Origin of the sequence: Allonocardiopsis opalescens, assembly GCF_003002095.1 — a bacterium.
Classification (GTDB): Bacteria; Actinomycetota; Actinomycetes; order Streptosporangiales; family Streptosporangiaceae; genus Allonocardiopsis; species Allonocardiopsis opalescens.
In genome coordinates this window covers 1,528,387-1,549,202 of sequence record NZ_PVZC01000001.1, presented here as the reverse complement: position 1 = coordinate 1,549,202, position 20,816 = coordinate 1,528,387, and the positions used below count along the sequence as shown (strand labels likewise).

The following is a 20,816-nucleotide window of genomic DNA, read 5'->3' as shown; positions in this document are numbered from 1 at the left end:
CGTCCGGAACATCAATCGTTGATCAGGAAGCGCGGCAGCACATGAGCAACTACGGCGGGTCGCAGCCCCCTCCACCCGACGGTGGTCCGTACGGCTACGGCCAGCCCTCCGGCGGCCAGCAGGGCTACGGGCAGCAGGGATACGACCAGGGCGGCTACGGCCAGCCCTCCGGCGGGCAGCCCGGTTACGGGCAGCAGGGATACGACCAGAGCGGCTACGGCCAGCCGTCGGGCGGGCAGCCGGGCTACGGCCAGCCGTCCGGGGGGCAGCCGGGCTACGGCCAGCCCTCCCCCGGGTACGGCCAGCCCGGTTACGGCCAGACCTCGGGCGGCCAGCCCGGCTACGGGCAGCCCTCCGGCGGGCAGGCCCCCGCCTGGGAGCAGCAGGGCCAGGGCTACGGCGCCGACCCCTCCTACGGCCAGGCGTACGGCCAGCCGGGCTACCCGGCGCAGCCCACCGGCCAGACGCCGGCCTGGGACCCCGCCTTCGGCGGCCAGCAGGTGCCCAGCTCGCCCGACGACCGCACCTGGGCGATGGTCGCGCACATCGGCGGCGGCATCTTCGGCTTCCTGGTGCCGCTGATCGCCTGGCTGGTGAAGAAGGACCAGTCGCCGTTCGTCGCCGACCAGGCCAAGGAGGCGCTGAACTTCCAGCTGACGATCCTGATCGCCTACGTGGTGTCGATGGTGCTGATGATCGTCGTGATCGGCGCCTTCACCTACCTGATCGCCTGGCTGGCCTCGCTGGGTCTGGGCATCATGGCCGGCCTCGCCGCCAACCGCGGCGAGTGGCACCGCTATCCCTTCGCGCTGCGCATCATCAAGTAGCCGGCGCGGTACGAGCGCTCTCCCGACGGCCGCACGGCTCCCGCCGTGCGGCCGTCGGCGTGCGCGGCCTCAGGTGAGTTCGCGCACCACGGCGTCGGCGAGGAGCCGGCCGCGGGTGGTGAGCACGGCCCTGCCCCGGGTGTGCGGACCGGCGGCCAGCAGCCCGTCGGCGACGGCGCGGGCGGCGGCCCGGCGGCCGTCGGGCGCGAGCAGTTCGAGCGGGATCCCCTCGGCGAGGCGGAGTTCGAGCAGCACCCGCTCGAAGCGGCGCTGGTCGGCGTCGAGGATCTCGCGGGCCTGTCCGGGGCTGGCACCCTCGGCGAGCCGCCCCGCGTAGGCGGCGGGGTGCTTGACGTTCCACCAGCGGGTGCCGCCGACGTGGCTGTGCGCGCCGGGGCCGATCCCCCACCAGTCGCCGCCCGTCCAGTAGAGGTTGTTGTGGGCGCTGCGCGCGGCGGGTCCGCGCGCCCAGTTCGAGACCTCGTACCAGTCGAAGCCGGCGTCGGAGAGCATGCGGTCGGCGAGGAGGTAGCGGTCGGCGAGCACGTCGTCGTCGGGCTCGGGCAGCTCGCCGCGCCTGACCCGGGCGCCCAGGCGGGTGCCCTCCTCCACGATGAGCGAGTAGGCCGAGACGTGGTCGGCGCCGGTGGCGATCGCGGCGTGCAGCGAGGCGCGCCAGTCGTCGTCGGTCTCGCCCGGGGTGCCGTAGATGAGGTCCAGGTTCACGTGCTCGAAGCCGGCGGCGCGCGCCCAGGCGACGCACTGCTGGGCGCGGCCCGGGGTGTGGGTCCGGTCGAGCAGGGCGAGGACGTGCGTGCGGGCGCTCTGCATGCCGAAGGAGATCCGGGTGAAGCCCTCGGCGCGCAGCCGTTCGAGGGCGGCCTGGTCGACGGTCTCGGGATTGGCCTCGGTGGTGATCTCGGCGCCCTCGGCCAGGCCGAACTCATCGCGCACGGCGCGCAGCACCCGGCCGAGGTCGCCGGGGGGCAGCAGGGTGGGGGTGCCGCCGCCGAAGAAGACCGTGCGGACCGGGATTTCGGCGCCGCCGAGCACCCGCCTGGCCAGCCGCACCTCCTGGACGGCCTGGTCGGCGTAGCTGCTGCGGGAGGCGCCGTTGCCCAGTTCGGCGGCGGTGTAGGTGTTGAAGTCGCAGTAGCCGCAGCGGGTGGCGCAGAAGGGCACGTGGACGTAGACGCCGAAGGGGCGGGTGCCGGCCTCGGCGAGGGCGGCGGCGGGCAGTGCCCCGTCGGCGGGTACGGGGTCGCCGTCGAGGGCAACAGCGGGCATGCCTCCAGTCTCGGCCATCGCCGCGACCGCTTCGTCCGCGCGGGACGAGTCCGGCTCGGCCGGGAGTGTTCGCGACCGCGGCGAGTACTCTGCTATTGCCGGAACGGGGCGTGGCCGGGCGGGTGGAGAGGATGACCGTGCAAGGACGACTGCTGGACGGCCGCTACCGCCTGGAGAGCAAACTGGGCGCGGGCGGCATGGGCGAGGTCTGGCAGGCCAGGGACGAGCGGCTGAACCGCTCGGTCGCGGTCAAGCTGATCCGGCAGGGCGCCGGCGACGCGCCTGGCGCCGTCGACCGCTTCGAGCGCGAGGCGCAGGTCACCGCGCAGCTGGCCGGGCATCCCAACATCGTGATCCTGTACGACTACGGCCGGCACGACGGCGCGGTCTTCGCGGTGATGGAACTGCTGGCCGGCCGCTCCATCGACGAGGTGCTGGCCGACGACGGCCCCGTCCCGGTGCCGCGCGTGCTGGAGTGGGGCTCCCAGGTCTGCGACGCGCTGTCGGCGGCGCACGCCGCGGGCGTGGTGCACCGCGACATCAAGCCGTCCAACCTGATGCTGACGCCGAGCGGCGCGGTGAAGGTCCTCGACTTCGGCATCGCCGGCTTCCACGAGACGGTGCAGACCGACGCCCGGCTGACCACCACCGGCTCGCTGATCGGCACCGCCGCGTACATGTCGCCGGAGCAGGCGCGCGCCGACGCGCTCGACGGGCGCAGCGACCTCTACGCGCTCGGCTGCGTGCTCTACGAGCTGCTGACCGGCGACCCGCCCTTCGGCCACGGCCCGATGGTGCGGGTGGTGGCGGCGCACGTCTCCGCCACCCCCAAGCCGCTGCCGGACCGGCGCCCCGACGTCCCCAGCGAGCTCGACCACCTGATCACGGCGCTGCTGGCCAAGGATCCGCTCCAGCGTCCGCAGGACGCCGAGCTGGTCGGCGGGGTGCTGCGGGCGATCGCCGCGCGGGCCGCGCCCACGGCCGGCGCCGAGCGCTCGGGCCCGCAGTTCTCGGCGGCCCCGGGGCCGGTCTCGGCCACGGCGGCCACCGCCGCCGGCCACCGTCCGCCGCCGATGGGCCAGGGGATGCCCGGCCAGGCCGCGCCGGGTCCGGCCGCGGCAGGGCCGAACCCGCTGGACCACCCCGAGCTGGCGCCCCGGCTGGGCGCCATCAACATGGCGATCGGCGCCGGCGACCACACCCAGACGGCCTGGCTGTACCAGCAGTTCGTCCCGGTGATCACGCGGCTGCTCGGCCCCGACCACCCCGAGACCCTGACGGCGCGCCACAACCACGCCCACTACACCGCAGAGGCGCGCGGCGGGCGCAAGGCCAACCGGCACGAGGCGCTGCGGCTGTACACCGAGCTGCTGCCCGACCTGGTGCGGGTGTTCGGCGCCGACCACCCCGCGAGCCTGACGGCGCGGCGCGCGATCGCGTTCTTCACCGGCGAGGTCGGCGACCAGTACCTGTCGCTCCAGCTCTTCCAGGAGCTGCTGCCCGACCTGGTGCGCGCCCTGGGCCGCGACCACGCCACCACCCTGGAGGCGCGGCGCAACCTCGCCGACCAGGTCGCCTACAACGGCAATGTCACCGAGGCCGTCGAGCTGTACAACCTGCTGATCACCGACCTTGAGCGGGTGTACGGCCAGAACCACCGCGAGCCGCGCAGCGCCAAGCGCCGGCTCGCGTACTGGAAGAGCATGCGCTACCTGGGCCGGCTGGAGGACCAGATCGGCCAGCGGCTCACCCAGTTCGAGCAGCAGCACGGCATCGGGCTCGGCCGCCGCACCGGGGCGCCGGAGGGCGAGTACCGCCCGGACGGCCCGCCGCCCGAGGCGCCGTGGCACGACCGGCCGCCGCCCGACGGCCGTCCGTCCGGCTGATCCACCGCGGGCGGCGCCCGCGTGTCCGTGCTTGCCCGCGGGCCGCTCCAAGGCTAATTTCAATACAGTACTGTTCTGTTTTATAAGTAGGAGCGAGATGGCGACGGTGCTGGTGGTCGGCGCGGGCCCGACCGGGCTCGCCCTGGCCTGCGAACTGCTCGGCCGGGGCGTCGACACGGTGGTGGCCGACCGGGCACCGGGTCCGGCCGCCGGTTCGCGCGCACTCGGGCTGACGGCGCGGGGCATGGAGATCCTGCACTGGCTCGGCGCCGCCGGCGAGCTGCCGCGGCGCGCGGTGGCCGCGATGGGCGCCGGGGTGTACGCGGGCCCCCGGCGGCTGGCGCACGTGCGGGCGCGTCCGCAGGAGCCGCCGTCCGTGTTCCTCATCGGCCAGGCCGAGGTGGAGGCGGCGCTGCGGGACCGGGTGGCGGAGCTGGGCGGCACGATCCGCTGGGAGCACGAACTCGTCGACCTCGCCGCCGGCGACGGGCGCGTCACCGCGATCCTCAAAGGGCCGCAGGGCGAGGCGCGGCATCCGGCCGACTGGCTGGTGGGCTGCGACGGCGCGCACAGCACCACGCGTTCGCTGGCCGGGATCGCGTTCGAGGGCGACGCACTGCCGCAGACCTTCCTGATCGCCGACGCCCGGATCGACTGGGACCGCCCCGCCGACGAGACCGCCGTGTGGCTGCACCCCGACGGCGTCCTCGCCGCGCTGCCGATGCCCGGCGACGGCCAGTGGCGGATCACCGCCTCGCTGCCCGAGGGGGCGCGGGTGGACACCGACCGGCCCGAGGAGCTGCTGCGGCGGCTGCTGGCCGAGCGGCGCGGCGAGCCCGCGCCCCGGCTGGAGGCGGGTGGCCCGGTGTCGGCCTTCCGGGTCCAGCGCCGGCTCGCCGCCCGCTACCGCTCCGGCCGGGTGCTGCTGGCCGGCGACGCGGCGCACGTGCACAGCCCGTCGGGCGGCCAGGGCATGAACCTCGGACTCGGCGACGCCCACAACCTGGGCTGGAAGCTGGCCCTGGTGGCGAACGGCCGGGCCGCGCCGGAGCTGCTGGACAGCTACGCCGCCGAGCGGCGGCCGGTGGCCGCCGCCACGGTGCGCGACACCACCGCGCTCACCGAGGCGGCGCTCAGCGACCGGGCGGCGCACCGGCTGCTGCGCGAATGGGTGGTGCTGCCGCTGAGCCGCACCGCGCCGGTGCGGCGGCAGCTCATGCGGGCCGTGTCCCAGCTCGACACCGGCTACCGCCGCGGGCCGCTGGCCCCGGCCACCGCCCCCGGCGGACGCGCGCTCGAGCTGCTCACCGGAGCGCCGCGCCCCGGCGACCGCGGCCCCGACGCCGAGGTGCGGCTGCCCGACGGCTCCACGGGCACGCTGCTGGCGCGGATGCGCGGCGGCTGGAGCCTGCTGCTGTTCGGACCGCCCACCCCGGTGCAGCGCGAACTCGCCACCGGCCTGCGCGAACGCCTCGGACCGGACCTGCGGGTGCTGAAAGTGGCGAACTCCACCAAGACGGCGAATACGGCAAGCTGGGTGGATGAACTCCTGGTGGACCACTGCCGCGCCGTCCGCCGCGGCTACCGCCCGGCCCGCAGGGACGCCGTGCTGCTCCGCCCCGACGGCCACATCGGCTGGCGCGCCCTGCGCGGAACGGACCCGGTGTCATGGCTGAGCGCCCTGCTGGACCGCGGCGCCGTCCGCTGACCGCCGCCCGGCGCACCACCCCGCTCCCCAGGCCGGCCGCCGCCCACCCCCGCACATCCCCCGCCCGCCCAGGGGGGCGTCCCCATAACCCAGTCTCGCGCACCGGCCGTGCGCCGCGCGCCGGCTACCGGTCGGTTGTGGACAAGTCGGGGGCGGCGGCCGCGGTTGTGGACGGCCGGGCCGCCGCCGCGGGGCTTCCGGGCGGCCCTGCCCTATACTCCGCGCGCCGCCCGGCCCCCACGCGCCGGACGGCGATCGCCGCGGGACGGCCGCGGTGAGCGCGGGCGGCGCCGTCGGCCGGCCGCGCGACCCGGCCACCGACCGCGCGATCCTGGCGGCCGCCCTCGACCTCTTCACCGAGCGCGGGGTCGACGGCACCACCATCGAGGGCGTCGCCAAGCGGGCCGGCACCACCCGGCTGAGCGTCTACCGCCGCTGGGCGGGCAAGGAGGAGCTGCTGCTGGGCGCCCTGGAGTACGCGCGCACCCAGGCGCCCGCCGACGCCGCCGAGATCCGCCGGATGTCGCTGGCGCAGGCGCTGGACAGCACCGTCGAGCTGATGGAGCGGCACAGCACCCAGCGGCTCGTCGCGCAGCTCGTCGCGGCGGCCGAGACCCATCCCGAACTGCTGCGCCGCTACTGGGACGGGGTGGTGGTCGAGCGGCGCGCCGCCCTGGCGGCGGTGATCCGCCGCGAGTCGGCCGCCGCTGCCCCGGACCGCGGGACCGATCCCGAACTCGTGCTCGACCTGCTGTTCGGCGCGCTGCTGTACAACCTGATGTTCCGGCCGGGGCCCCGCGCGCCGGGCGAGGTCCGCGCCTACCTGCGCGCCGCCGCCCGCCAGGCGGGGCTGCTGGTGCCCGAGCGCCCCGGCGCCGACGGCTGACGCACGGCGGGCTACTTCTTCTTCTCCCCCGCCGGCTCGTTGGACAGCGCCGCGATGAAGGCCTCCTGCGGCACCTCGACCCGGCCGACCATCTTCATCCGCTTCTTGCCCTCCTTCTGCTTCTCCAGCAGCTTGCGCTTGCGGGAGATGTCGCCGCCGTAGCACTTGGAGAGCACGTCCTTGCGGATCGCGCGGATGTTCTCACGGGCGATCACCCGCGAGCCGATCGCCGCCTGGATCGGCACCTCGAACTGCTGCCGGGGGATCAGTTCGCGCAGCTTCTTGGTCATCTCCACGCCGTAGGCGTAGGCGCGGTCGCGGTGCACGATGGCCGAGAAGGCGTCGACGGTCTCGCCCTGCAGCAGGATGTCGACCTTCACCAGGTCGGCCGCCTGCTCGCCGGTGGGCTCGTAGTCGAGCGAGGCGAAGCCGCGGGTCTTGGACTTCAGCTGGTCGAAGAAGTCGAAGACGATCTCGGCCAGCGGCAGCGTGTAGCGCATCTCGACGCGGTCCTCGGACAGGTAGTCCATGCCCAGCATCGACCCGCGCCGGCTCTGGCACAGCTCCATGATCGCGCCCACGAACTCGGCCGGCGCCAGCAGCGTGGCGCGGACCACGGGCTCGTGCACCGACGCGATCTTGCCCTCGGGGAACTCGCTCGGGTTGGTGACGATGTGCTCGGAGGCATCCTCCATCGTCACCTGGTACACCACGTTGGGCGCCGTGGAGATGAGGTCGAGGCCGAACTCCCGCTCCAGCCGCTCGCGCACGATCTCCAGGTGCAGCAGGCCGAGGAAGCCGCAGCGGAAGCCGAAGCCGAGCGCCGCCGAGGTCTCGGGCTCGTAGACCAGTGCGGCGTCGTTGAGCTGGAGCTTGTCCAGGGCGTCCCTGAGCACCGGGTAGTCGCTGCCGTCGATCGGGTACAGCCCGGAGAACACCATGGGCCGGGGGTCCTTGTAGCCCCCCAGCATCTCGGTGGCGCCCTTGGCCGCCGAGGTGACGGTGTCGCCCACCCGGGACTGGCGGACGTCCTTCACACCGGTGATCAGGTAGCCCACCTCGCCGACGCCGAGCCCGTCGGACTTGGTGGGCTCCGGCGAGATGACGCCCACCTCGAGCATCTCGTGGGTGGCGCCGGTGGACATCATCGAGATCCGCTCGCGCTGGCCCAGGTGGCCGTCGACGACCCGCACGTAGGTGACGACGCCCCGGTAGGAGTCGTACACGGAGTCGAAGATGAGCGCACGGGCGGGCCCGTCGGCGCTGCCCTGCGGCGGCGGCACCAGGCGCACCACCTCGTCCAGCAGCTCGGGCACGCCGATGCCGGTCTTGGCGCTGACCCGCAGCACGTCGGAGGGCTCGCAGCCGATGATCCCGGCCAGCTCGGCGGCGTACTTGTCGGGCTGGGCGGCCGGAAGGTCGATCTTGTTCAGCACCGGGATGATCTGGAGGTCGTTCTCCAGCGCCAGGTACAGGTTGGCGAGGGTCTGCGCCTCGATGCCCTGCGCCGCGTCGACCAGCAGGATCGCGCCCTCGCACGCCGCCAGCGAGCGCGACACCTCGTAGGTGAAGTCGACGTGGCCGGGCGTGTCGATGAGGTTCAGCACGTAGGTCTCGCCGTCGCTCGCCGTGTACGGCAGCCGGACGGCCTGCGACTTGATGGTGATGCCGCGCTCGCGCTCGATGTCCATCCTGTCGAGGTACTGCGCGCGCATCTGGCGGTCGTCGACGACACCGGTGAGCTGCAGCATCCGGTCGGCGAGCGTGGACTTGCCGTGGTCGATGTGCGCGATGATGCAGAAATTGCGGATCAGCGCGGGATCGGTCCGGCTCGGCTGGGGAGACGTCTTTCTCGGCGACACCGTGGTCCGTTCGCTTCCGTCGGTGGTGGTTTCGTCGGGCACAGGCTCCGGCTGGCGGCGTCGCGGCTAGGCTGACTGCCGGCACCCCCTATCGTCCCATGCCGCCACCGCGCCCTCGTACGGGACGCGAGCCCCCGAACGGAGACAGCAGGACGTGAAGTGGCTGTTGCAGCGCGTGCTCGCCGCCATCGCCGCCGTGCTGGTCGTCGCGGTCGCCGGCGGCGTGCTGATCCAGATGCAGTTCACCGGCGAGCCGACCGAATGGGCCCGGTCGAACGGCGGGAACGCGCTGTGGATGGGCCACGCCTGGGTCGACGGCCGCAACGGCCAGGCCGAGCTGGACGCCCTCGCGCCCAGGATATCCGCGGGCCAGATCAGTGACGTCTACGTCCACGTCGGCCCGCTCGAACTCGACGGCTCCCTCGACGCCGGGCTGTACCCGGGCGCCGAGGACTTCCTGCGGCGCTTCCGCGAGGCGCTCCCCGACGTGCGGGTCTCGGCGTGGGTCGGCCAGCGGGTGGAGGCCGGGCGGCTCGACCTCTCCGACGACGAGACCCGGGAGCGGATCGTCGCCGCCGCGTCCCAGGTCGTGGACGCCGGCTTCGACGGCGTCCACTACAACTTCGAGCCGGTGAACAACAACGACCGCTCGCTGCTCGACCTGCTCGACGCCACCCGCGAGGAGATCGGCGACGACGCGCTGCTGTCCAGCGCCGTGCCGCAGGTGGAGCCGCTGGCCGGGCTGAACTTCCCGATCCAGCTCGTCACGGGCAAGAGCAAGTACTGGTCCACCGGTTACCTCACCGAGGTCGCCGAGCGGCTGGACCAGGTCGCGGTGATGGCCTACGACACGGCGATGCCGATGGAGGGCCTGTACGGCGGCTTCGTGGTCCGGCAGACCCGGCTCGCGCTCGAGGCCGTACCCGAAGACGTGCAGCTGCTGATGGGCGTGCCCGCCTACCCCGACGACCACGCCACCCGCAATCCCGAGGCCGAGACCACCGAGACCTCCACCCGTGCCATCCGCCTCGGGCTGTCGTCCCTGCCCGAGCCGCGCGAGCGCTTCGGCACCGCCCTGTACGTCGATTTCACCGCGACCCCCGAGCAGTGGGCCGCCTACCAGGAGGGCTGGGTGCTGCCGGAGTGACGGCGGCCGACCGCGCGGCGCGGGGTGCGCCGGACGGCGGTGGCCCAGTTCACGGGGGCGATGGACCGAGCACCCGGTGGCGCGGGTCATAATGGAAGCCCGTGTCTCGGGCATTCGACATGAGTTCGGTCTGTTTCGCCGTGCCGAACTCGGTTACCCTTCGTCGACGCTCGCGGCCCCGTGGAACGGCTGCCCACGGCCTGACCGCTGAACGTCCGACGAATTCCTCATGATCAACTGGAGCAGGCTCTCGCATGGCGAACATCAAGTCGCAGATCAAGCGCATCAAGCAGAACGAGAAGCGCCGGATGCGGAACAAGTCGGTCAAGTCCTCGCTGAAGACCGCGATCCGCAAGTTCCACGAGGCCGCCGAGTCCGGCGACGCCGACAAGGCCCTCGAGCTGCAGCGGGCCGCCGCCCGCCAGCTGGACAAGGCGGCCAGCAAGGGCGTCATCCACAAGAACCAGGCCGCGAACCGCAAGTCGTCCATCGCCAAGCAGGCGGCGGCGCTGCAGCAGAGCTCCTGACCCGGCCGTCCCGCCGGCGGGACGCACACCCGGTCATCTGAACGGAGGGCCGCACCCGATGGGTGCGGCCCTCCGTTCGTGTCCGGGGCGTTCGGTTCCCGCGTCGGCCTCGCCGCGTCTTTGGGCGGCGCACACCACCGCGGCCCGCGTCAACCGACCGCCCGGTCGGGCTGTGGACAAGCCCGACTTGTCCACAGCCCGGGGCCGGAGCGGGACGCCGCAGGCCGCCGCCCGGCAGGCTGGCGCACATGAGAGTTCTCCTCCCCCTCCGCCGCCCGGTCCCCGACCCCGCCGCGGTCCGCGCCCGCCTCCGGCGCGTCACCGCCCCGGCCCCGGCCGCCGCCCCGCCCACTCCCGTCCCATCCGACCGGCCGCCGCCCCCTCCGTCCGCCCGCGGCCCCTCGCCCGCTCCGCCACCGGCGCGCCCCGCTCCCGTGTCCGCCGACGCCCCGACCGAACCGCTGGGCTTCGGTGCCGTGCACGCCCTCGTCCGGCGCCTCGGCACCGCCACCGCCGCACCCCCGTTCCCGCAGCAGCACCCCGCCGCACCGGCGGCCACGTCCGCCCTGTTCACAGCAGAAGCTGATGGGCGGCCAGAGGCGGGGGTACCCGACCCGCCGGCGCCAACTGACGGATCCGCCCGCGCGACCGGACCGACATCGTCCGAGGCCACCAGGTACTCACCTCGACCTGGCGGTCGATCGCCCACCGCAGGATCCGCCCCACCGGCGCCGTCCGACGAACGCGCCCGTGCGCACGGATCGACCGCAGGAGCGTCGACGTCATCCCCGGCCGTGGCACTCCCGCCGACCGGAGAACAGCGCGAGGCGGAAGTACCCGCCCGACCCGCGCCGATCAGCGGCCCGGCCGACGCGACCGGTTCGGAGCCGACCGCGCCGACGCCCTCGGCCGCGACCTTAGGGCGGCCCTGCGCGGCGGTGCTCCACCGAACTGGTGAACCGGAACCGACCGATCCGCCGGGACACGCGGCCGCCGTCCCGCTCGACCACGCGTCCGTACCGCCGCCACCGCCGTACGCTCGCGCCCCCGTCCCCGCGCCGTGGCCGAGCGAGAACCGTACGGCGGGACCTGCGAAGGGGGCGGCCGATGAACCCACGGGCGGTACCGAGCGCGCACGTGAGGGTCCGCCGCCCGACTTCACCGCGCCGCCCCCGCCTCCCTACACCGCGAACACCCCCAGGGCGGGCCCGGCGCCGCGCAGCGGCGCGCCGGACGACCGGCCGGGCGGAACCGGTGAAGCCGCGGCCGCGGCCGCCGACGGTGGCGACGCCCACGGGGGCGGGCCACTGGGCCGGCTGCGCGAGCGGCTGGCCGATCTCCCCCTCGCCCTCAACCCGGGCCTGCCCGGTGTGCTCGCCATCGCGGCGGTCTGCCTGCTCGCGGGCCTGGCGGCGCTGTGGTTCACGCTGGGCACCCGACCGCACACGAGCGGAGTCGCGGTGCCGACCGCCTCGGCGGCACCGCCGGCCACCTCGGCCGATCCGACCCGGCCGGCACCCTCGGCCTCGCTGCTCGTCGTGCACGTCGGAGGCCGCGTGCGCGAACCCGGTGTGCTGACCCTCCCGACGGGCTCACGCGTCGTGGACGCGCTGGCGGCGGCGGGCGGTGCCGAACCCGGCGCCGACACCGACACCCTGAACCTCGCCCGCGTACTGGTGGACGGCGAGCAGATCCTGGTCAACACCACCGCGCCCCCGGCACCCCCCGGCCAGGCTCCCGCCGCCCCACCCGGCACGGCCGGAGCCGCGCCCATCAACCTCAACACCGCGACGGTCCAGCAGCTCGACTCCCTGCCCGGCATCGGGCCCGTCCTCGCCGAGCGCATCATCCGCCACCGCACCGCCAACCAAGGCTTCACCTCGATCGACCAGCTACGCGACGTCTCCGGCATCGGCGAGGCCCGCTTCGCCGACCTGGCCGAACTGGTGACGCTGTGATCCCGCGTCGAGTCCACCCGCCCAGACCGCTCTACCGGCCCGGCCGCCCGTTCCGCGCCAAGCCGCTCATCGGCGGCCGCTCTCCCCAAGCACACGTCCACGAGTCCGCTCGCCGACACGCCGCACCGCCGCCCCTCCGGCGCGCTCAGGCACATCGACCGCGACGCCGACACTCGCCCCCTGGTGCCCCGCGGCACCGCGACCGACGCCATCGGACGCCGTGGCGGCCATCCGCACGAACGCACCCCGAGACGCGCCGAGCCGGCAGTCCGGGCCCACCTCGTTCGAGTTCGTACCGCCACGACCGCTGCCATCGCCTACCACCCCACGGGCGCCGGTGACTACGGTGCTCACATCCTCAAGCCCTCCACCACTGCGGCCGGTGCCGTCAGCCGCCGCGGCGGGACGCTGCATGACGGGGTTCCGATGAACCCGGAGCTGCTAGACGAGCCCGACGATCCCATGGCACCGCCGGATCTGCGGCTGGTGCCGCCGGCGGCCGGGGTGTGGGGGACGGCGCTGGTGCTGCTGGGGGCCGCGCCGGTCGTGGCGGCGGCCGTCGGGGCGACGGCCTTGGCGGGCTGCCTGGCGGCGCTGGTGGCCCACCGGCGCGGGGCGGGTGCGTGGGCGCTGGTGCTGGCGGCCACCCTGGTGTGCGTCGCGGCCGCGTCGGTGGCCGTCGGCACGCGCATGGCGGCCGTGCAGGGCGGAGCGGTGTACCGGCTGGCGGGTGAGGAGGCGCACGCGACGGTCGAGGTCACCCTCGGCTCCGACCCGCACGAGCGGCGGGGCGGGGCGGTGCCGGACGGCTACGTCCTCGAAGGCCGCACCGAGGCGGTGACGGTCGCGGGCGCCCGCACGGTCGACCGGGTGCCGGTGGTGCTGGTCGCCGCCGGGCCCGGCTGGCAGGACCTGCTGCCGAGCCAGCGCGTCACGGTGCGGGCCCGGCTGGTCAGGTCCGAGCAGGACGGGCTGGTGGCCGCCCTGCTGCTGGTACGCGGGCCGCCCCAGGAGCCGAGTCCCCCGTCGGCGGCCCACCGCGCGGCCGGGGCGGTGCGGGCGGCGCTGCGCGAGGCGTGCGAAGTGCTGCCGCCGGCCGAGGCAGGGCTGCTGGCCGCTCTGGTGGTCGGCGACACGTCACGGCTGGACGCCGACGTGGCCGAGGACCTGCGGCTCAGCGGCCTCGCGCACCTCACCGCGGTCAGCGGCGCCAATCTGGCGATCCTGCTCGGCGCGCTGCTGGGCGCGGCGCGGCTGCTGCGTCTGGGCACGGTCGCGTCGTGTGTGCTCGGCGGAGTCGGGATCGCCGCCTTCGTGCTGGTCGCGCGGGCGGAGCCGAGTGTGCTGCGCGCCGCCGTGATGGGCGGTGTCACCCTGCTGGCGCTGGTGCTCGGCAGGCAGCGGGCCGGGCTGGCGGCGCTCGCCGCCGCCGTCGTGCTGCTCGTGCTGTTCGATCCGGGGCTGGCCCGCTCGTACGGCTTCGCGCTCTCCGTGGTCGCCACCGGGGGAATCCTGGTCTGGGCGCCGCGCTGGCGCGACCGCCTGGGGCACCGGCTCCCCAGGTGGGCGGCCGAAGGGCTCGCCGTGCCGCTGGCGGCGCAGGTCGCGGTGGCACCGCTGCTGGTCGTCCTGGCGGCTGAGGTGAGCCTGGTGTCGGTTCCGGCCAATGTCCTGGTGGCGCCCGCGGTGGTACCCGCCACGGTGATCGGCGCCGCCGCGGCGGCGCTCGGCCCGGTCTGGCCGCTGGGTGCCGAACTCGCGGTCCGCCCGGCCGGGCTGGCGGTCGCGTGGATCGTCGCGGTGGCCCGCCTGGGCGCGGCGCTGCCGGGCGGCTCGCTCGGCTGGCCCGGCGGCTGGGCGGGGGCGGCGCTGCTGGCCGCCGCGCTACTGCTGCTGCTCGTGCTCTGGGGCAGCCCGCGGCGGCTGCTGGCCGCGGGCCTCACGGCCGTACTGGTGCTGGCGGGCGCCCGGTGCGCGGTCCCGGGCTGGCCGCCGCAGGGCTGGCTGCTGGTGGCCTGCGACGTGGGCCAGGGTGACGCGGTGGTGCTGTCCGCCGGCCCCGGCGCCGCCGTCGTGGTCGACGCGGGCCCCGACCCCCGTGCCGTCGACGGCTGCCTGCGGCGGCTCGGTGTCCGAACCGTGCCCCTGCTCGTCGTCACCCACGGCGACCACGACCACGCGGGCGGGGTGTCGGGGGTGGCCCGCCACCGCGAGCTGCACCAGGTGGTGGTGGGCGGTCCGCCCGAGCGGCCGCCGCCCGCCTCGGTCGCGGCACTCGGCACCGCCGTGCGGACGGTCGAGGCGGGCGACACGCTCGCGGCCGGCCCCGTCCACGCCGATGTACTCTGGCCCGCACCCGGCTTCACCGGCCCCGACAACGCCGGCAGCGTGGTCCTCCGCGTCCGCCGCACCCCGCCGGGCGAACCGGCCGCCGAGGTGACCTTCCTGCTCACCGGTGACATCGAGGAGGACGTCCAGGCGCGGCTGCTCGCCGGCGGCGTCGAGCCGGTGCACGTCCTCAAGGTCCCGCACCACGGAGCCGCCGGCCAGGACCCCGGCTTCCTCAGGGCGGCCTCGGCCCAGGTGGCCGTCACCTCCGTCGGGGCGGGCAATACGTACGGCCATCCGGTGCCCGCCGTACTCGACGTCCTCAGCGGCGCCGGCGCCGCGAACTACCGCACCGACCTCCACGGCGACATCGCCGTCTCCGCCACACCCGACGGGCTCCGCATCACCACCCGCGGCCCGTCCCGGCCGCCGTGACCGGCCCCCGCGTGACACCGGGCGGGGACGCCGTCGAGGTGCACGCTTCACCTCCGGCCGCGCACCATCCCGCCCGGTCCGGGTGTCGTCGCCCGGCGCCGTCCGGAGCAGCGGCTCACGGAGCCGCGCCGCACGAGACATGGTCAGGACCTTGGTGCCCGGGCTTCTCGACTGCATGGCCGACCTCGCCGAGGCCGCCGCGCACACAGCTGCTCGGTGCCCTCATCAAGACATGCGCGGCCCCCGGCACGGCGAGCACGAACGGACCCCGGCCGAGCGAACGCGCCGGTCTTCCCACCTGGTCCGGATCGCCCGGACCGGCCCGCTCGACCGCCCGCCGGCACGAACGCACCACGGCGCCCGCACCCCGCACGCGCAAGCAGAGCATCCCAACGCACAGGCGGTCATGAGCGGATCATGGTGCCTCCCCGGCCCGCGTCATGCGGCCTCCACCCGCTCGGCCACGACGGCGGCCGCGTCCCCGGAACGAACGCGGTCGCGTAGACGGCATGCGTCCGCTGTCGCACGCGGTCGTCCATGCCGGGTGCCGCCTCGGCTCCGGTACCGCCCACGGGCTGATGAGGCCGAGACTCCTGGTCCGCGACGCGGAAGCCGGAAGTGGATCCAGGCGAGGTCGCCGTGCGCCCCGGGCGATCGGATTCGCGCGTCTGGCGGTGGGACGCGGGCCGCGTCGCGGCGCACCGGCGCGGGAGCGGCTTCGGATCGGCGCGGGTCCGGGCGGGTGGGCCGCTCTCGTGCCCGAGCGGGTGGACGCCGTGCCATGCTGGGAGCATGAGTGGTGCGCCCGTCCCAGCCGTGTGTGTGGTGGTCGGCGACGAGGAACTGCTGGTGGAGCGGGCCGTCGCGAGGATCGCCGCGGCGGTGCGCGAGGAAGATCCCACCACGGAGGTGCACGAGCTCGCCCCGGGCACCTTCCATCCCGGCCAGTTCGCGGAGCTGACCTCCCCCTCGCTGTTCGGCGAGCGGCGGGTGGTGGTGCTGCGCGCCGCGCAGGACATCGTCAAGGACATGGTGCCCGGAGTCCTCGCCTACGCGGCCGACCCCGCCGACACCGCCGTGCTGGTCGCGGTGCACGCGGGCGGCGCCAAGGGCAAGGCGCTGCTCGACGGCCTGCTCAAGGCGGGCGCGCACCGGATCGACTGCGCGAAGCTGACCAAGCCGGCCGAGCGGCTGGAGTTCATCCGGGGCGAGTTTCAGCGCGAGGGGCGCTCGGTCACCCGGAACGTCGCCCAGACGATCCTCGACACGGTCGGCAGCGACCTCCGCGAGCTCGCCGCAGTATGCGCCCAGCTGTGCGCGGACACCGAAGGCCGCATCGACGAGGCGGCGGTGGCCCGCTACTACACCGGCAAGGCCGAGGTCAGCGGCTTCACCGTCGCCGACCGCGCCCTGGAGGGCAATCTGCCCGACGCGCTCGAACAGCTCCGCTGGGCCCTGGCCATCGGCACCTCACCGGTCCTCATCACCAGCGCACTGGCCCGGTCCCTGCGCGGTCTCGCCATCGCGGGCCAGCCGATCCGCGGCGTCGGCGAAGGCGAGGTCGCCAAGCGCGCCGGTGTCCCGCCGTGGAAGATCAAGTCCATCCGCCAGCAGGCCAGGCACTGGACCGCCCACGGCATCGCCCACGCCATCGCCGTGGTCGCCGAGACGGACGCCCAGGTCAAGGGCGCCGGAACCGACCCCGCCTACGCCCTGGAACGCGCCATCACCGCCATCGTCGCCGCCCGCCGCTGAGCGGCGCCCCTCGGGGTCACGCCGTCAGCGCCGCGAGGGGCGCGCCGCTCCCGTCCGCCAAGCCGCCCCGGACCGCGCCCAGGGCGGCCACACCCACCGCCCCAGCACCCGGCCGGACCGACCGACGAGCCGAGAACTCCACGGCCCCTCCGCGAGCCCGCGCACCGCCGACCCCATGTCCGCACCGGCGCGTTTCAGCGCTACCCGCTCACCCAGCCGTACGGCGCCCCGCCCGAGCACAGCGGTCCAAGGGACCGGACCCCCGCCCAGGAGTCCGACGGCATGCACCGCGTTCACCAGGTCACGGCCGACCGCCCACGGCCAGGCCGCCCACCGAGGTAGACCACGGCGAAGCCGCCCGCGCACGCCGAGAACCCCAGGAACTCACCGGCGCCATCGAGCACACATGTGTGCCTCCAGGCCGGCGCTTTCCAGCGCCTCCCCCCTCACACGGGCGTACGGCGGTCCGGCCGAGTGCAGCGGTGCGGTGGACCGGACCTGCCCACGAACCCGAAGGCGCGCACCGCCGTGGACAAGGGCGCAGCCGCCAGCGCGCCAAGAACGCCATGAGCCCACCGAGTGCCCCCCCGCCTACGACTGGCGCGCCGTCCAGCACGTCGCCCCGCACGCGGCCCCTGCGTCGATCCGCCGAGCGCGGCGGCGATCCTGCCCGGAACTCGGGGACCCACCGTCCGCACCGGCTCGCTCCCAACAGTTCGGCAACGCCGCCTACCGCCGTGAATCGGCCGGTCCGCCGAACGCGAAACCCCGGGCCGGTCGGGTACTCACCGGCATCGTCGAGCGCGGATGTCCACAGCACCAGGCATTCCATCGTCCAGGTCGTGCACGCCTCCGGCGGCGGCTCGGCCGAGCGCGGCGGCGCGGCGGGCCGGATCTACATGCAAGCCAAGGTCCTCACCGGCACCACCGGACCGTCCAGGAACGTGCCCATCGCCGCACCGCGCGGACCAGGCCGACGGCGAGTCGGCGGACGCGCAGACCGGGACAGCGCACTGGTCGCGCATGCGCCGTCGACCGTCCCTCGGGACGACGGCGGCCGACGCGCAGCGCCTCGGACGGTCTGACCGCGGTCCGGCCGAGCGGTGGCGGGCATGACTCGGGTGGCATGGAGCCGCCGGGACGACCTGCCCCGCAGGCGAGTCGGTCAACCGCCCGGACACCGGTGCCGCGGGACGCGGCGCGATCCGCAGTCAGCGCGGCCCCCGGTCGCGGACCGGACCCGGCGTCGCGGCCGCTCGGCCGGAGGTCCCGGCTCGCCACCGAGGTCTTCGGGCGACGTACGGCGGTACCGGGCGGCTCGGGCCCGGCGGTGCGGCCTGCGCCTCGCCCGGCCGGGTGCCGGGCGTCAGAGACGCCGGGCACCGTTCCGGTCCGGCACGGGCGCACGGCGAGCGCCGTACGCCCGCCCTTCCAGGCAGCGCGGCCGGCCGGAAGGGCGGGCGAGGAACCTCGTACCGCGATCCCCGAGCGCGCGCAGGCGGGACCGGCCTGCGGCTGGCCGTCCCGGCGGCGCGGTCAGCCCGGTGGGTACTCGTCGGTGAGGCGAGTGCTGTCGGCGGCGAAGATGCTGCGCGTCAGTGCGATCGGCAGCCGCTGGCGGTTGAGGCAGGTCTCGTCGCGGACCAGGACGAGTGCGTGGCCGCCGCCGGGCAGGTCGAGGGCGGCCGCCTCGGGGTCGGTGGCGGGCCGGGCGGTGATCACGGTGCTCAGCGCGGTGACGCTGTGGCCGGTGTGGGCGGCGATGGCGTCCAGCCACGGTTCGGCGAGGGTGTCGGGCGAGGCGAGCGGGGTGTCGTGGGTGAGGTGGGTGGGGAGGTAGCTGATCCGGATCTCGGCCGGCTGGCCGGTGGCGGTGGCCAGGATCTGGCGGCGGATGGTGACCGGCGCCTCCGGGTTGTGCAGGCGCAGCGCGGCCGCGACGGCGGCCGGGGCGCTGTCCTGGCTCACCTGGAGCACGACGGGGTGCAGGTCGCCGTCGTCGGAGCCGCCGTGGCGGCGGGCCGGGATCACCCGGGTCGGCTGGTCGCGGACCAGGAAGCGCGGGGTCGGCTGCACCGAGAGGCCGGCGTCGGTGACGAAGGTGCCGCTCCCCTGGCGCGCCGTCGCCTGCCCGGTCTCGACCAGGATGCGCAGCGCGTGCCGGGCGACGTTCTCGTTGACACCGTGCGTGGCGGCGAGGTCACGGTACGATGGCAGCATCGTTCCAGGTGCGTACTCACCCGCCAGGATACGGGTACGCAGCAGGCGTGCGATGCCCGCGGCGTCCACGGCGCGGTCGGTGTCGCTCATCGGTGTCCTCGGTCAAGGGAAGAGACACCTGCACCGTACCCGGTGCGGGCCGCGGTGAGTAATCATCGCCGGCCGGGCCCGCGCTCCCGCGCGGCGCCGCCGGACTCCGCAGGGCCGCCGGCTAGTTGATGGGTTCGCCGCCGCGCCACACCTTGAGGGCCTTGAGGTTCATCGACCAGGCGAAGGCGCCTTCGTGGTCGGCGTCCCACAGCACGATGTCGGCGTAGCGGTCGGGTGCCAGGGCGCCGCGGTCGGAGGCGCGCAGCGCGGTGGCGCCGCCGACGGTGGCGGCCCGCAGCGCCTCCAGCACGCTCATCTTGAACAGCGAGACCGCTAGCGAGATGACCAGCGGCATGGTGGTGTTGCCGGAGGTGCCCGGGTTGTGGTCGGTGCCGAGCGCGAGGTCGACGCCCGCGTCCAGCAGCGCCCGCACCGGCGGGGTGCGGCCGGAGCGCAGCGCCGACACGGGGCAGATGATCGCCGGTACGCCCGCTCGCGACAGCGCCTTGACGTCCTGCTCATCGGCTTCGTGCAGCAGGTCGGCGGAGGCGCAGTTCATCTCGGCCGCCAGCTGGGCGGCGCCGATGTTGTCGGCGGCGCAGGCGTGCAGCCGGGGCAGCAGGCCGACGGCGCGGCCCGCCGACAGCACCCAGCGGGCGTCCTCGGTGCCGAAGTTGCCGCTGTCGCAGAAGACGTCGACGCCGTCGGCGCCCGCCGCGGCGGCGTCCACGCACCACATGCCGATGGCGTCGACGTAGTCGCGCTGGCGGCCGAAGTACTCGGGCGGCACGGTGTGCGCGGCCAGGAAGGTGACGTGCAGCCGCGGCATGCCGGGCTCCTTCTCCAGCGAGCGCAGCAGCCGCACGTCGGCCAGTTCGCCGTCGCGGGTGAGGTGGTAGCCGGTCTTGGCCTCCACGGTGGTGGTGCCCGACAGCAGCCAGAGGCGCAGGCGCTCGCGCACGCCGTTGCACAGCGTCCAGGGGTCCGTGCCGCGGGTGACGGTGACGGTGGAGGCGACGCCGCCCCCGGCCGCGCTGATCTCGGCGGGCGAGGTGCCGTTGGAGCGCATGTTCAGCTCGGCCCAGCGGTTGCCCGCGTAGACGGGGTGGGTGTGCGCGTCGATCAGCCCGGGGGTGACGAGGCCGCCGCCGAGGTTCTCGACCTCGTCGGCCTCGACGATGTCGTCGATCACACCGGGGATGCCCCGGGGCAGCTCCGCGGCCGGGCCGACCCAGGCGACCCGGTCGCCCTTGATCACCATGGCGGCATTGCTGAGGATGTCGGCCCCGGTCCAGAGCCGGCCGATGTTGGTGAGCAGGCGTACCGTCATCGGTTCACCACCGGTCCGTGGATCGTCACGAACGGGCGGTCGGAGTAGGCCAACCGAGAAAACCGGAGGTCATGAGGGGTCACCTACCGTCACTTGTCGCGCCAGGACCAACCGGGGGCAGGGGGGACGGCTGCGCGCGAACCCGGCCCGGTCCACCGCATGCGAATCACGGTGGGGTCACCGTATTTCATCGAAGCCCGAATGTACAGCCTCAACAATGTGCCCGTTCACCCCACGACAATGACACAATACCCGATCCCGCGAGTGGCCATATTGGTCATTCTCGCCGTTGTTCGGCCGATTTCGTGTCGGATCAACAGCTGAGAGATCGCTGTGAATACGGACGGTATCCGGGCCTGTCACCGCCGTTGTGCACGCATCCGCCGCAGGTCACCCGGCCGGGCCGCGCGCTGAGCGCGGCCGTTTCCCCAGAAGGCGCCGGGGCGCCGATACGGGAACAAGGGGCCGAGTTCCGGCCATTCGCAATTGATCATCACAGATCGTGATCCGGCCTGGACGGCGCGGGGCGGACCGCCGATCGGCGGTCCGCCCCGCAGGGTGTCCGGTGTC

13 protein-coding genes are annotated in these 20,816 nt (G+C 74.8%); 9 read left to right on the top strand and 4 right to left on the bottom strand.

The features are described from left to right. Positions 1-41 precede the first annotated feature (41 nt). A complete protein-coding gene (locus CLV72_RS06360) occupies positions 42-827 on the top strand; it encodes a DUF4870 domain-containing protein (RefSeq protein ID WP_106240697.1) in 786 nt (261 codons plus the stop codon). A gap of 69 nt (positions 828-896) precedes the next feature. Here CLV72_RS06360 and hemW read toward each other — a convergent pair whose 3' ends face one another. After that, on the bottom strand, positions 897-2,114 hold the full coding sequence (gene hemW, locus CLV72_RS06355; protein WP_106240694.1) for a radical SAM family heme chaperone HemW: 1,218 nt from the start codon (positions 2,112-2,114) through the stop codon (positions 897-899). Between the two features lie 137 nt (positions 2,115-2,251). On the opposite strand from hemW, the gene CLV72_RS06350 reads away from it, so the two are divergent. The 3 genes from CLV72_RS06350 to CLV72_RS06340 all read left to right on the top strand — a co-directional run bounded on the left by CLV72_RS06350 (position 2,252) and on the right by CLV72_RS06340 (position 6,594). Continuing rightward, positions 2,252-4,000, top strand: a complete 1,749-nt coding sequence (locus CLV72_RS06350; protein ID WP_170140892.1) for a serine/threonine-protein kinase — start codon at positions 2,252-2,254, stop codon at positions 3,998-4,000. Positions 4,001-4,097: 97 nt separating this feature from the next. After that, a complete protein-coding gene (locus CLV72_RS06345; RefSeq protein WP_106240687.1) occupies positions 4,098-5,708 on the top strand; it encodes an FAD-dependent monooxygenase in 1,611 nt (536 codons plus the stop codon). Between the two features lie 274 nt (positions 5,709-5,982). Beyond that, positions 5,983-6,594, top strand: a complete 612-nt coding sequence (locus tag CLV72_RS06340) for a TetR/AcrR family transcriptional regulator (protein WP_106240683.1) — start codon at positions 5,983-5,985, stop codon at positions 6,592-6,594. Positions 6,595-6,605: 11 nt separating this feature from the next. On the opposite strand, the gene lepA is transcribed toward CLV72_RS06340, so the two are convergent. Then, complete coding sequence (lepA, locus tag CLV72_RS06335; RefSeq protein WP_106241497.1) at positions 6,606-8,456, bottom strand: translation elongation factor 4; 1,851 nt, start codon at positions 8,454-8,456, stop codon at positions 6,606-6,608. Between the two features lie 154 nt (positions 8,457-8,610). On the opposite strand from lepA, the gene CLV72_RS06330 reads away from it, so the two are divergent. The 5 genes from CLV72_RS06330 (at position 8,611) to holA (ending at position 16,606) form a co-directional block, all read left to right on the top strand. After that, positions 8,611-9,603: a glycoside hydrolase family 18 protein gene (locus CLV72_RS06330; protein WP_106240679.1), complete on the top strand. Its 993-nt coding sequence runs from the start codon at positions 8,611-8,613 to the stop codon at positions 9,601-9,603. A gap of 254 nt (positions 9,604-9,857) precedes the next feature. Beyond that, complete coding sequence (rpsT, locus tag CLV72_RS06325; RefSeq protein WP_106240675.1) at positions 9,858-10,130, top strand: 30S ribosomal protein S20; 273 nt, start codon at positions 9,858-9,860, stop codon at positions 10,128-10,130. 1,370 nt (positions 10,131-11,500) lie between these two features. Further along, positions 11,501-12,088, top strand: a complete 588-nt coding sequence (locus tag CLV72_RS06315; protein WP_245929941.1) for a ComEA family DNA-binding protein — start codon at positions 11,501-11,503, stop codon at positions 12,086-12,088. A 426-nt stretch (positions 12,089-12,514) separates the two neighbouring features. Continuing rightward, the gene (locus CLV72_RS06310) at positions 12,515-14,851 is read left to right on the top strand and encodes a ComEC/Rec2 family competence protein (protein WP_106240666.1); all 2,337 of its coding nucleotides are present in this window, start codon (positions 12,515-12,517) and stop codon (positions 14,849-14,851) included. A gap of 792 nt (positions 14,852-15,643) precedes the next feature. Further along, complete coding sequence (gene holA / locus CLV72_RS06305; protein WP_106240662.1) at positions 15,644-16,606, top strand: DNA polymerase III subunit delta; 963 nt, start codon at positions 15,644-15,646, stop codon at positions 16,604-16,606. 1,536 nt (positions 16,607-18,142) lie between these two features. On the opposite strand, the gene CLV72_RS06300 is transcribed toward holA, so the two are convergent. Further along, positions 18,143-18,916 (bottom strand): GntR family transcriptional regulator, encoded by a 774-nt coding sequence (locus CLV72_RS06300; protein ID WP_106240659.1) that lies wholly within the window; start codon positions 18,914-18,916, stop codon positions 18,143-18,145. Between the two features lie 121 nt (positions 18,917-19,037). Then, positions 19,038-20,246: an imidazolonepropionase gene (gene hutI, locus CLV72_RS06295; RefSeq protein ID WP_106240656.1), complete on the bottom strand. Its 1,209-nt coding sequence runs from the start codon at positions 20,244-20,246 to the stop codon at positions 19,038-19,040. Between the last annotated feature and the right edge of the window lie 570 nt (positions 20,247-20,816).